The organism is Kitasatospora sp. NPDC056327 (assembly GCF_042261735.1).
In the GTDB taxonomy this organism is placed as follows: domain Bacteria; phylum Actinomycetota; class Actinomycetes; order Streptomycetales; family Streptomycetaceae; genus Kitasatospora.
In genome coordinates, this window is record NZ_JBHJRC010000259.1 from 1 (window position 1) to 11,979 (window position 11,979).

Annotated in this window: 10 protein-coding genes; 4 read left to right on the forward strand and 6 right to left on the reverse strand. The window is 75.0% G+C overall.

Features of this window, described 5'->3' with window-relative positions:
• Nucleotides 1–152: 152 nt before the first annotated feature.
• Entirely contained in the window at nucleotides 153–1,400 is a 1,248-nt protein-coding gene (purD, locus tag ACFCX4_RS28400; RefSeq protein WP_376148281.1) for a phosphoribosylamine--glycine ligase, read from the reverse strand.
• 469 nt (nucleotides 1,401–1,869) lie between these two features.
• Between purD and ACFCX4_RS28405 the strand changes: the two genes are divergently transcribed.
• Nucleotides 1,870–2,655, forward strand: coding sequence for an SLATT domain-containing protein (locus tag ACFCX4_RS28405; protein WP_376148284.1), 786 nt, complete (start codon nucleotides 1,870–1,872; stop codon nucleotides 2,653–2,655).
• Between the two features lie 101 nt (nucleotides 2,656–2,756).
• On the opposite strand, the gene ACFCX4_RS28410 is transcribed toward ACFCX4_RS28405, so the two are convergent.
• The 3 genes from ACFCX4_RS28410 to ACFCX4_RS28420 all read right to left on the reverse strand — a co-directional run bounded on the left by ACFCX4_RS28410 (nucleotide 2,757) and on the right by ACFCX4_RS28420 (nucleotide 5,614).
• Entirely contained in the window at nucleotides 2,757–3,404 is a 648-nt protein-coding gene (locus ACFCX4_RS28410; protein WP_376148287.1) for a hypothetical protein, read from the reverse strand.
• A gap of 117 nt (nucleotides 3,405–3,521) precedes the next feature.
• Nucleotides 3,522–4,622 carry a GntR family transcriptional regulator gene (locus ACFCX4_RS28415; RefSeq protein ID WP_376148290.1) on the reverse strand — a complete coding sequence of 367 codons (1,101 nt, stop codon included), beginning with the start codon at nucleotides 4,620–4,622 and terminating at the stop codon, nucleotides 3,522–3,524.
• A gap of 194 nt (nucleotides 4,623–4,816) precedes the next feature.
• Nucleotides 4,817–5,614: a carbon-nitrogen family hydrolase gene (locus tag ACFCX4_RS28420; RefSeq protein WP_376148293.1), complete on the reverse strand. Its 798-nt coding sequence runs from the start codon at nucleotides 5,612–5,614 to the stop codon at nucleotides 4,817–4,819.
• 175 nt (nucleotides 5,615–5,789) lie between these two features.
• On the opposite strand from ACFCX4_RS28420, the gene ACFCX4_RS28425 reads away from it, so the two are divergent.
• Nucleotides 5,790–6,617 carry a maleylpyruvate isomerase family mycothiol-dependent enzyme gene (locus tag ACFCX4_RS28425; protein WP_376148296.1) on the forward strand — a complete coding sequence of 276 codons (828 nt, stop codon included), beginning with the start codon at nucleotides 5,790–5,792 and terminating at the stop codon, nucleotides 6,615–6,617.
• A 115-nt stretch (nucleotides 6,618–6,732) separates the two neighbouring features.
• Here ACFCX4_RS28425 and ACFCX4_RS28430 read toward each other — a convergent pair whose 3' ends face one another.
• Together ACFCX4_RS28430 and ACFCX4_RS28435 are read right to left on the reverse strand one after the other, a co-directional pair.
• Nucleotides 6,733–8,106, reverse strand: a complete 1,374-nt coding sequence (locus ACFCX4_RS28430) for a nitrate/nitrite transporter (protein ID WP_376148299.1) — start codon at nucleotides 8,104–8,106, stop codon at nucleotides 6,733–6,735.
• A 107-nt stretch (nucleotides 8,107–8,213) separates the two neighbouring features.
• Nucleotides 8,214–9,452, reverse strand: coding sequence for a M64 family metallopeptidase (locus ACFCX4_RS28435; RefSeq protein WP_376148302.1), 1,239 nt, complete (start codon nucleotides 9,450–9,452; stop codon nucleotides 8,214–8,216).
• 396 nt (nucleotides 9,453–9,848) lie between these two features.
• On the opposite strand from ACFCX4_RS28435, the gene ACFCX4_RS28440 reads away from it, so the two are divergent.
• Nucleotides 9,849–10,811, forward strand: a complete 963-nt coding sequence (locus ACFCX4_RS28440; protein ID WP_376148305.1) for a hypothetical protein — start codon at nucleotides 9,849–9,851, stop codon at nucleotides 10,809–10,811.
• A 296-nt stretch (nucleotides 10,812–11,107) separates the two neighbouring features.
• A partial coding sequence (locus tag ACFCX4_RS28445; RefSeq protein ID WP_376148308.1) for a hypothetical protein occupies nucleotides 11,108–11,979 on the forward strand: 872 nt, incomplete at its 3' end.

Sequence of the window (11,979 nt, forward strand, 5' to 3'; positions counted from 1 at the left end):
ATACTCGGGCGGCCGCGTCTTTTGTTATAATGACACAGCCGGGGGGCCCCGGGGGGGGGGCGGGGGGGGGCGCGGGGCGGCCCCCCACCCCCCGGGCCCCCGGCGCGCGGATCGCTCGCCGGGGGCCCGGGGGAGGGGCGGGGTGCCGGCCGCTACTGCGCGGCCTTCAGCGCGATGTCGCCGCGGTGCTGGCCGCCGTCCAGGGAGATCAGCTCCACCGAGCGGTAGGCCCGCTCGCGCGCCTCGGCGAGGTCGGCGCCGGTCGCGGTGACGGACAGCACCCGGCCGCCGGCGCTCAGCACCCGGCCGTCCGCGTCCGCCCTGGTTCCGGCGTGCAGCACGTAGGCGGTGCCGTCGGCGGCCTCCGCCCCGGCCAGGCCCTCGATCGGGTCGCCGGTGCGCGGCGCGGCCGGGTAGCCCTCGGCCGCGATCACCACGGTGACCGCGGCGCCCTCGTCCCAGCGCAGCGGCTCCAGCTGGTCCAGCGTGCCGGTCGCCGAGGCGTGCAGGACGCCGGCCAGCGGGGTGCGCAGCCGGGCCAGCACGACCTGGGTCTCCGGGTCGCCGAAGCGGGCGTTGAACTCGATCACCCGGGTGCCGCGCGAGGTCAGCGCGAGGCCCGCGTAGAGCAGGCCGGAGAACGGGGTGCCGCGGCGGCGCAGCTCGTCCACGGTCGGCTGCAGGACGGTCTCCAGGACCTCCTCGACCAGGCCCTCGGGGGCCCAGGGCAGCGGCGAGTAGGCACCCATGCCCCCGGTGTTGGGGCCCTGGTCGCCGTCCAGCGCGCGCTTGAAGTCCTGGGCCGGCTGGAGCGGCAGGACGGTGCTGCCGTCGGTGATCGCGAACAGCGAGACCTCGGGGCCGTCCAGGTACTCCTCGATCACCACCCGCTCGCAGGCGGCGGCGTGCGCCAGCGCCTCCTCCCGGTCGGAGGTGACCACGACGCCCTTGCCGGCGGCCAGGCCGTCGTCCTTGACCACGTACGGGGCGCCGAAGGCGTCCAGCGCCTCGGCGGCCTCGGCGGCGGTCGTGCAGACGTAGGAGCGGGCGGTGGGCACGCCGGCCGCGGCCATCACGTCCTTGGCGAAGGCCTTGGAGCCTTCCAGCCGCGCGGCTTCGGCGGACGGGCCGAAGACCGGGACGCCGGCCGCGCGCAGGGCGTCGGCGACGCCCGCGACCAGCGGGGCCTCCGGGCCGACCACGACCAGTCCGGCGCCGAGCCGGCCTGCGAGCGCGACGACCTGCGCGCCGTCGAGCTGGTCGACCGGGTGGACCGTCGCCACCTGTGCGATCCCGGCGTTGCCCGGGGCACAGTGCAGCTCGGTCACGGCGGGATCTTGGGACAGAGAGCGGCACAGGGCGTGTTCGCGGGCGCCGCCGCCGATGACGAGGACCTTCACGCTGCGCAAGGGTAGCCGGTGGCCGGTTCCGGCCGCTCTCCGGTCCGGAGGAAGAGACGGCCGGAGGGGTCGGGTACACGCACCGCCCCGGAGGATCCTCCGGTCGGGGCGGGCCGGGTTCATCCCTTGGTGTCCGGGTCAGGACGGCGGGTCACCGGACCCTCGCTCGGACGGGTGAAATCCCGCCGACCGCCGCAACCCTCCCACCTCGGGATCCGGTGGCCGAATCCGGTAACGATCATTGGAGAAGCGCCCACACGGTAAGCCATTTGGCGGTAAGAAGTGCTGTTGGGGCACCACCGGCGACCGCCGGTGACGCCGTCCCGGGACAGCCGCACCCTGTCCGGAACGGTGGTGTGTCCTCCGCGTCACCCGGCGTTCCACGGCCCGTCAGGCCGATGACACGTCGGTGCGCGCAGAGTCGGAACCAGCCAGACCAGCAGTCCGCCCGCCACAGGGAGCCCCACAGGTGAGCCAGCCGGAAATGCAGCCCGAGGAGAGTGCCTGGGGCAAGGAGATCGGTGAGGAGGACCCGCCCGCCGTGACCGCGGCGCGCCGTGCCTCCACCCGCCGCCGGTCCGATCTGAGCACCCGACAGTTCCCCCTCGGGGACTGGGGCGAGCCCGCCGAGCGGCTGGAGGAGCTGTACCGCTGGTCCGAGGAGCGGGCGGTCGAGGCCATCGAGTGGTACCGCCGGGACCGGATCTGGAAGCGCCGCTGGGCGCGGCTGCTGCGGTTCGGCGCGGCCGGGTTCGCGGTCGGCGGCGTCACCGCCCCGCTGGTCGGCCTCACCGGCACGGTCGCCCACGCCACCGGCTGGGGCTACGTCGGGCTGGCGCTGTCCGCCGCCTGCTTCGGCGCGGACCGGATGTTCGGGCTGACCTCCGGCTGGATGCGGGACGTCTCGACCGCGCAGGCCCTGCAGCGCCGGCTGGAGGCCTTCCAGTTCGACTGGGCCTCGGAGTGCGTCCGGGAGGTGCTCGGCCCCACCGAGGGCACCGCGGGCGAGGCCGCCGAGCGGTGCCTCGGGGTGCTGCGGCGGTTCTGCGAGGACGTCTCGGACATGGTCCGCACCGAGACCTCGGAGTGGATGCTGGAGTTCCGGGCCGGGATGACCCGGCTGCCCACCCAGGCGGCCGGCAGCTGGGGCGGCCGTGCCGAGCCCAGCATCGGCGCCCAGGTGCGGGTCCTGCCCCCGCCGGGGACCAGGCCCACCATGCCGCGCCAGCGGCCGCCGGAGGGCCCGCTGCGGTAGCCGCCGGGGGCCGGTGCGGGGGGCCGGCCCGGCCGTCCGGCGGACGGCGGACCGGGGACCGGGGACCGGGGACCGGCGACGGTGCCCGGGCGGCGGTCCGGTCAGGCGAAGACGACCATCGAGCCCTGGTGCAGGCTCCGGGTCGCCGCCGCGTACAGGCCCGCCCAGGCGTGCCGCTCCCGGGCGAACGGGTGCAGGTCGTCCAGCGGCGGGCCGAACGGCTGCTCCAGGCCCGTCGGGCCGAGCGGCCGGGTCGGCGCCGGCGGGTTCAGCGGATCGATGCCAAGCGCCGGGGCGACCGCCTGCAGCTCGCGCAGCAGCCCGTGGCTGGAGCCGAGCGGCCCGCCCGCGGCGAGCAGCGACTCCTCCACCAGCGGGACGGCGAACTCGATCGGCACGTACGCGCCGGCGTGGTCGAAGTGCCAGACCAGGTGCGACTGCTCGGCGCTGTTCTCGAACATCTCCAGCAGCTGCTCGTAGTCCCCGCCGAGCGCGTCCACCGGCGTGATGTCCAGGCCGGTCAGGCCGAGCAGGTAGGCCCGGCGCAGGAAGTGCAGCGAGTCGTAGTCGAAGGCGGCTATCGGCTCGACCGCCCCGCTCAGCCCCGGCACGTACCGGTAGACCGGCATCTCCGGCAGACCGCGCGCGGCCAGCACCTGGTTGTACAGCGCGAGGTCGTCCCGGAAGGGGTTGTCGGGGCTGTGGCTCAGCACGTCCACCAGCGGGACGAGCCAGAGGTCGCAGGCCATGGCCGGCTCTTCCTCTCCGGGCGCGGGGAACCGGCCGCGCGGGGGCGGACGGCGAATGGGCGGGTCGGTGCCCGGACGACCGCGGGGCGGGGCGGCCGGGACGGACGACCGCCCACCCTACCGGCCCGGTGCGCGATGCGGATCGGGCCGTCCCCCGGGCAGTTGGTCCGGCGGCGGCTCGGGCAGCCGGCGGCCGAACCGGCCGTACGGCACCGAACGCGGCTGCGGCACCAGGCCGAGGCCCAGGCCCAGTTCGCGGCCCAGCTCCCGGCCGAGGTCGCGCTCCCGGCCCCCGGCGCCGCCGGCCGGGCGTCCGCCCTCCGGCTCCGGGGGCGGCCGCTCGGCCGGTGGGGCGGGCTCCCCGGGGCCGGACCCGGTGCCCGCCCGGGCCTTCCCCGGCGCGGCGTCCCCCGGGGCGTCCGGTCCGGCCGGACCGGAGGGCTCGCCGCCGCCCGCTCCGCCGGCCGGCCCGGGGGCGTCCGGCGCGGACAGCCGCCCGGTCAGCAGCGGCAGCACGCCCACCGTCTCCACCGGCCGGCCCGCCAGCTCGGCCAGCAGCCCGACGGTGAACAGGTTGTACTCGCAGACGATCCGGTGCGCCCGCGGCACGTCGCGGGCCTCGATGGCGTCCACCAGGTCGAGGTGGCTGTCCCAGCAGACCCCGGCCAGCGCGGGAATCGTCCGCAGGTACCGCACCGCGAACATCCACGACTGCACCCGCAGCCAGTCCAGGTACTCCGCGATCCGGCGGTTGCCCAGCAGCCCGGCGACCTCCTGCCAGAACCGGCGGTCGCAGCCCACCAGCACGTCCAGGTTCCCCGCCCGGGCCGCCCGCACCGCCGCGTCCGCCCGGCGGCGCAGCGAGGTCAGCCGGCCCTCGTCCGGGACGCCGGGCGCCGCGGCCAGCCGGCGGAAGTAGCTGTCGGTGATCAGCACCCGGGACTCGAAGATCTCCCGGAAGTCGTCCCAGCCGAACTCGGGAACCGTGAAGCCGCGGTGGTGCTCGGCCCGGAGCAGCCCCTGCGCGGAGAGGTCGACCAGCGCCTCCCGGGCCGGGGTCGCCGAGACGCCGTAGAGCTCGGCGATCTCCTTGACGGTGAAGTTCCGCCCGGCCGCCAGCCGGCCGGCCATCATCTCCTCGCGCAGCGCGCCCGCGATCTGCTCGCGCAGGCTGTTGCGCTGGATCACGGGACGGTCGCCCGCGCCGGTGCCGAACATGCGCGCGACCTCCTCGGGCGGGCTGGACGGCCTGACGGGGACAGACCGGCGAAGGAACGGCTGGTAACACGACGAAGGCTCATCTTCTCAAAAAGGACACCGTCGCGTACAAGCCCCCCGTGCGTCGCGGCGCGCCCCGCACCCGGCCCGGCCCCGGAAGGGGCGCGGGCGGGGGCCGTACGGGGGCCGTGCGGTCAGCGCTGGACCGGTGCCGGGATGCCGAGCAGCCGGTCCCGGTGCACCGGGAAGTCGGCCCGCGCCGCGGCCACCGCAGCCGGGTCGAACTCCACCGTCAGCACCTCCTCGCCCGCGCCCGCCTCGGCCAGCACCCGGCCCCACGGGTCCACCGCGATGCTGTGGCCGGCCTGCTCGACCCCGCCGTGCGTCCCGGCCGTGTTGCAGGCCAGCACGTAGGCCTGCTCCTCCACCGCGCGCGCCCGCGCCAGCAGCGTCCAGTGCTCCCGCCGCCGCTCCGGCCAGGCCGCCGGGACCACCAGCACCTGCGCGCCCGCGTCCAGCAGCGCCCGGAACAGCTCCGGGAAGCGCAGGTCGTAGCAGGTCGCCAGACCCAGCGTGCCGACGTCGGTGACCGCCGTGACGATCTCCTGCCCGGCGCCCATCACCACCGCCTCACCGCTGTCGAAGCCGAAGCGGTGGATCTTGCGGTAGGTGTGCACCAGCTCGCCGTCCGGGGCGAACAGCAGCGAGGTGTTGTAGATCGGCCCGTCCGGATCCCGTTCGACCACGGAACCGGCGTGCAGCCAGACGCCGGCCGCCCGTGCGGCCGCCGACATCGCGTCCGAGGTCGGGCCGTCCAGCGACTCCGCGCCGTCCGACCAGAGGTCGTAGGCGAAGCCGCCGAGTGGCCACAGCTCCGGCAGGACGACCAGGTCGGCGCCCTGTTGCGCCCGCACCAGGGCGGCCGCACGGGCCCGCCGCTCGGCCGGGGGCTCGGCGTCGGAGACCACGAGTTGGATCAATGAAGCGCGCACAGTACCACCGTCCACGGCAAGAGTCCTACGATCGTCACCCGAAAGCGCTGCCCTGCTCTCACCAGGCAGCGTAACGTGCGGTTAGCGTGTGCGTCCGGAAGCCGGAACTTCCCGGCGGACCAAGGAACCCGCGGGCACGCGTGGCAAGGCAGCTGACGGAGGGCCGGAGATTCCCGTGACGGACAACCAGACCGTGCAGGCTTACACCGAGGCGTGGACCCAGACCATCGAGGCGATATCCGAGCTGGTGCGCCTCCTGCCCGAGGGCTCCTGGAACCGGGCCACCGAGTGCCCGGGCTGGTCGGTCCGCGACGTCGTCTCGCACGTGATCGCCGTCGAGTCCGAGATCCTCGGTGACCCCCGCCCGATCCACTCGCTCCCGCGCGACCTCCACCACGTCACCACCGAGGCCGCCCGCTACCTCGAACTGCCCGTCGACAAGCGCCGCTGCCACACCGCCCTGGAGATGACCAGCGAGCTGGAGTACACGGTCATCCGGCGCTGCCGGGCCCTGCGCAACGCCAAGCAGATGCCCAACGAGCCGGTCCCCTGGCCGGCCGGGCCGCAGCGCCGCGACGTCCCGTACCACGAGCTGCTGCGCCTGCGCGCCTTCGACGTCTGGGTGCACGAGCAGGACCTCCGGCGGGCCCTCGGCATGCCCGGCAACCTCGACTCCCCGGCGGCCCTGGTCACCCGCGACGTCCTGCTGCAGGGCCTGCCGAAGGCCGTCGCCCACCAGGCCGGCGCCCCGGCCGGGACCGCCCTCGTCGTCGACGTCACCGGCCCGGTCGAGTTCCTGCGCACCGTCCGGGTCGACTCCTCGGGCCGCGGCACGGTGGACGAGTCCATCAGCCTCGCGCCCGACCTCCAGCTCACCCTGGACTGGGAGACCTACGTCCGGCTCGCCTGCGGCCGCGGACGCCCCCGTCCGGGCCAGGTGGTCGTCGAGGGCGACAAGGAGCTCGCCGACCGCGTCCTGGCCAACTTCTCCGTCACCCCGTGACCCTCCCGCCCGGTGTGCGCCCGGAGTGCACGCCGGGCGGGAGGACGGCGGTGAGGCCGGAGGTCTCCCGCACCGCCGGTCCGCGCCCGGTCACCGCCGGCGCCGCCGGCGGTCATCACGCCTCCGCGGGGCGGGAGGCCTGCGGGGGGACCGCCGTGAGCCTGCGGCGGAGGCGGAGGATCATCAGCGTCCCCGCCGCCAGTGGCACGTACTGCCAGCAGAACGCCCAGCGGAAGGCGTCCGCGGTGTAGGTGTCGGCGCCGGATGGGCTCAGGGTGTCCAGGAGGACGCCGATGCCGAACAGGGTGATCATCGTGCCGATGAAGCCGCCCATGTTGACGATGCCGGAGGCCGTGCCGAGGCGTTCGACGGGGTTGCGGGCGCGGGCGTAGTCGAGGCCGACCAGGGAGGCGGGGCCGTTGCTGCCCATCACCAGGACGACCGCGACCAGCAGCCAGAGCGGCGGACGGCCCCCGGGCCAGGCGAGGGTGACCGCCCAGAGCAGGGCGGTGGCGCCGATGACGGTGAGCACGATGGGCATCCGGGCCCGGGCGGTGCGGGAGAGGACCCGGCCGAAGAGGAAGCCGAAGCTCATGTTGGAGAGCACCAGCAGGGTGAGCAGCCCGCCGGCGGCGGCGCGGGTCATCCCCTGGGCCTCGACGAGGTAGGGCAGGCCCCAGAGCAGGCCGAAGGCGTTGCCGGGGAACTGGGTGGTGAAGTGGATCCAGAGCCCCAGCCGGGTGCCCGGTTCCCGCCAGGCCTCCCGGACCTGCCGCCCGACGGCGAGCCGTGGCCCCGCGACGGGTCCGGAGACCTCGGCGGGGCCCGTCGGCGCCTCCCGGAGGAAGAGCGCGACCAGGGCGAACACGGCCACGCCGAGCAGGGCGATGGCGGTGAAGGTGGGCGTCCAGCCCTCGCTGTGCAGGGCCTGGGCGAGGACGACGGTGGTTACCAGGTTGCCGCTCATCCCGGCGAGGCCGGTCAGCTGGGCGACGAGCGGGTTCTTCGCGGCGGGGAACCAGCGGGCGGCGATCCGCAGCACGCTGATGAAGGTCATCGCGTCGCCGCAGCCGAGCACGGCCCGGGAGGCGAGCGCGGGGCCGAAGGAGTCGGAGAAGGCGAAGGCGAGCTGACCGGTGCTCAGCAGGACGACGCCGAGCAGCAGCACCCGGCGCGCCCCGAACCGGTCGACCAGCAGGCCGACGGGCACCTGCATCACCGCGTAGACGAGGACCTGGAGGATCGAGAAGGTCGAGAGCGCGGAGGCGCCGATGCCGAAGCGGTCCGCGGCGTCGAGGCCGGCCACGCCGAGGCTGGTGCGGTGGATGACGGCCAGGACGTAGACGCTGACGCCGATGGACCAGGCGGTCCAGGCGGCCCGCCCGCCCGGGGGGTGGACGACGGCGGTGGGACCGGCGGTGGGGCCGGTGCCGGCACGGGGAGCGGGAACGGACAGGGGACGGGCTGAACGGGCTGGCTCCACGGTCATAGTGGCCCCAGATTAGTCATCCCATCATTGGATGCCCAGGGCGGGGTGCCCGGGACGGGCACGAACCATCCGGTCCGCCCCGGGCTCCGGCCCCGGCCGCGCGGCGCTCAGCCGACCACCGTCCAGGAGACCGAGCGCGTCATGTAGCGGTCCCGGAAGGCCTCGTCGCGGACCCAGTCCGTGGTGTCCCGGACGGTGGCGGTGACGGTCGCGCCGTGCCCCGGCTCCAGCGGCAGCCCCGCGGTGTCCAGCCAGCTGCGGTCCGGGGCCTGCGGCTCCACCGGGACGCCGTCCACCGTCCAGTCCACCCTCAGCTGCCGGGCGCCGGTCAGCGGGAGCGGCCGGACCTCCAGCCGGGGCCGGCCCGCGACGTCGCCGGGGGCCGGCACGGGGTTGTCGGTGGGCCGGACCCGGCGGTAGATCTCCTCGATGATCGCCTCCCGCGAGGGCAGGTTGTACGCCCCGCCGAGGGTGCGCATCACCGAGTCCCGGGTCGGCCGGTAGACGCCGTTGGCGCTGCGGTAGGCGCCGACGGTCCCGGCGCCGTCCGGGGACTCCGCGCCCAGCCAGCGCCACCACTTGGTCTGCTTGCGGCGCATCTCGTCGGCGTTCTCGGTGGAGAGGTTGGGGTAGTCCGCGTCGTCCGGGGCGCTGTCGTACTCGTCGCCGAGGTCCCCGACGGTGTGCCCTATCTCGTGCTGGATGATCCGCCCGGCGTCCGGGCTGCCGCCGGCCAGGGTGGTCACCCCGGTGCCGCCGGCCCCGCCGTACTCGGTGGAGTTGGCGAGCGCGATGAGGTACTGCGGGCCCTCGCCGTGGCCGGCGTAGCGGGCGGTGGCGTCCTCGTCGGCGCAGAGCAGCCTGGCGGTGCCCTCGCACCAGAAGTGCATGCCGAGCGGGGTGGCGGGGCGCCGGCCGCGGTTCTCCGTCTCGGCGATGCCGGAGTCCGGGGAGACCACCTCGACCCGCCTTATGTTGAAGAACCCCTGGTAGCTGCGGAACGGCTCGATGTCCATCAGGGCTCGCCAGGCCCGGTCCGCCTGCTCGCGGAACAGTTCCTGCTCGTCGGTGCCGTAGCCGTCGCCGAGCAGCACCAGGGTGATCCGGTTGGCCGGGTCGCCGGTCCGCCGTATGTCGACGGTCGGCGCCTCGCCGGCCGCGGTGCGCAGATCGGCGCGCTGGACCGCGGTGTGCGGCGGCACCGCGCGGTCGGCGGGGGCGCCGGGCCCGATCACCCCGAACGGCGGGGGGCCGGCCAGTTCGAGCGCGGCCGGGAGCACGGCGGTGGACACCAGCACGAGGGCGGCCAGACTCCGGACGATCCGGCCAGGGTTGCCAGGCGGCATACGGGTGCGTCCTCGACGTTCCGGTCACCCGGCGTCGCCCGGGTGGTGGACGCGAAGACGTACCCGGTCCCGCGTGTCGCCCTCACCGAACGGCGAAAGAGTCACCGGTCTGGCCGAACGACCGGAACCTCACCAGTCATACCTATGAGTCTGATCATGTGAATGACGATGACCAACGGTGACACCGGAGCCACCGGAGAAACTCGCGAAAAAACTTCGAACCCACCGCAACCCTTCGAACGCGATCGCTGTCTGTACGGACGAAGGAAATGGAAAGCGAGACCGGCCGAGCCGGGGGGCGCTAACTGCTCGACAGGAGCAGGCCGGTCACCTTCGCCCCACACCATTCTCACCAGCGTCAGACCTCGGGGGGTCCACGTCATGCGCATGTCCGCTATGCCCGCTTTTGCGAAGGAATCCGGCACCACCAGCCGGATCGCCGCCGTCGCCGCCGCCGTCGTCCTGGCCGGCTCCGTCCAGCTCCTCACCGCCGAGTCCTCCTGGGCCTGCGCCGGGCCCTACCACGAGGCGCTCGGGAGCAGCGCTCCGCGGACGACCCCGGCGGCGACCCACCAGGGCACGGTGACCAGTGCCTTCCTCTCGTCCCCGGCCACCATCACCCCCGGCGGGGCGAAGATCGAGGTCGGCACCCAGGTCGCCAACTTCACCGGCGGCGACTTCCGCTACGCCTACCCGGCGCTCACCCTCACCGCCAAGGGCGCGCCGCTGCGCACCGAGGACGTGACGGTCGAGGCGCTCGTGAACGGTGCCTGGCGGTCGCTCGGCGCCGACAACGGCTGCGGCGGCGAGGCCGTACGGGTCGACACCGGACCGCTGGGACAGCCGCTTGAAAACGGCCGCGCGACCCGCTTCGTCTTCCGGATCGGCCTCTCCGCGAAGGCTCCGGCCCCGCAGTCCGCCATCTCGCTCACCCTGTCGGGGATCTCCGACGACGGCGTCGGCACGAAGAGCTCCCGGACGGTGAAGGTGACCCGCACGGGGGACAAGGCCGCCACTCCCACCGCCACGCCGACTCCGGCGAAGCCCGCCCCGACCGCGAAGCCGGCCACGCCGAAGCCCACCGCCAAGACCACCGCCAAGCCCGCCGCCAAGCCCGCCGCACCGGTCGCGGAGGCGACCCCGGCCCCCACCGCCAAGCCGACCACCGCCGCCCCGGCCCCGGCCCCGGCCGAGCCCACCACCGCACCCGCCACCACCGCACCCGCCGGCACCCCCGAACTCGCCCAGACCGGCGCCGACACCCCGAACGGCCTCCTCGCCGGCATCGCCGCCGCCCTCGCCGCCCTCGGCACCGCCACCGTCGTCACCGTCCGCCACCGCCTCCGCAACCGCGCCTGACACCCGCCGTCCGCGGGGCCGGACGGACCGCGGAACACCCGTGGCCGTCCCCCTCCCTCCGCACCGCGCGGAGGGGGAGGGCCATGCACAGATCCCCGTCGGAGAAGTTCCGAAATCACTTCGCACCGACCACAACCTCCGCCCGCGACGGACGTCTCAGGAGACAGAAGGCAAGGACGGAAGGACCGGCCGCGCCGGGGGGGCGCTTTCGCTCCGAAAAGGAGCGGGCCGGCCGTCTTCATTCCACTCGCACCATCACGATGACCTTGGGGGGTCCCATCATGCGCACGTCCGTCATGCCCGCTTTCCCGAAGAACTCCCGCCCCGGCCGCCGGATCGCCGCCGTCGCCGCCGCCGTCGTCCTGGCCGGCTCCGTCCAGCTCCTCACCGCCGGGTCCTCCTGGGCCTGCGGCGCCCCGGCCAACGCCAAGGCCGCGGCGCCGGGCACCGCCAAGGCCGCGCCGGGGAACGACGCCCCCGTCCACCGGGGCGGCATCGAGGCTGGCTTCCACATGACCCCCGTCGACCTGACCATCAAGGCGGGCGGCCCCGGGCTCGAACTCGGAACGAGCGTCGCCAACTTCACGGGAGCCCCGTACCGCAACGCGGTGCCCTCGCTCGCCGTCTCCGCCGTGTTCGCCGGCGAGGGCGGGACGCGGTACCTCGCCGACAAGTACCTGACCGTCGAGTACAGCCACACCGGGGGCTGGCAGAAGCTCCCGCTGGTGCGCGGCTGCGACCCGACCCTCTTCGCCACTCCCGCCAAGGGGATCCCGGTCGAGAACGGCCGGGCCCAGCACGCGACCTTCCGCGTCACCCTCTCCGCGGACGCCCCCGCCGACCTCAGGACGCTCCGCATCGGCCTCTCCGCCGAGGCCGAGGACAAGAAGCACAGCGACTGGGCCTACCGGGAGGCACGGGTCACGGTGCCCAAGCCGGCGAAGCCCGCCCCGACGGCGAAGCCGACCACCGGGCCGACCACGCCGAAGACCACCGCCAAGCCCACCGCCAAGCCCGCCGCACCGGTCGCGGAGGCGACCCCGGCCCCCACCGCCAAGCCGACCACCACCACCGCCCCGGCCCCGGCCGAGCCCACCACCGCACCCGCCACCACCGCACCCGCCGGCACCCCCGAACTCGCCCAGACCGGCGCCGACACCCCGAACGG

What these genes read in the sequence shown, in the direction of transcription:
- ACFCX4_RS28410 (WP_376148287.1), bottom strand. Translation starts at nt 3,404, where the DNA reads ATGGCCTGCGACCTCTGGCTCGTCCCGCTGGTGGACGTGCTGAGCCAC.
- ACFCX4_RS28415 (WP_376148290.1), bottom strand. Translation starts at nt 4,622, where the DNA reads ATGTTCGGCACCGGCGCGGGCGACCGTCCCGTGATCCAGCGCAACAGC.
- ACFCX4_RS28430 (WP_376148299.1), bottom strand. Translation starts at nt 8,106, where the DNA reads ATGACCGTGGAGCCAGCCCGTTCAGCCCGTCCCCTGTCCGTTCCCGCT.
- ACFCX4_RS28435 (WP_376148302.1), bottom strand. Translation starts at nt 9,452, where the DNA reads ATGCCGCCTGGCAACCCTGGCCGGATCGTCCGGAGTCTGGCCGCCCTC.
- ACFCX4_RS28440 (WP_376148305.1), top strand. Translation starts at nt 9,849, where the DNA reads ATGCCCGCTTTTGCGAAGGAATCCGGCACCACCAGCCGGATCGCCGCC.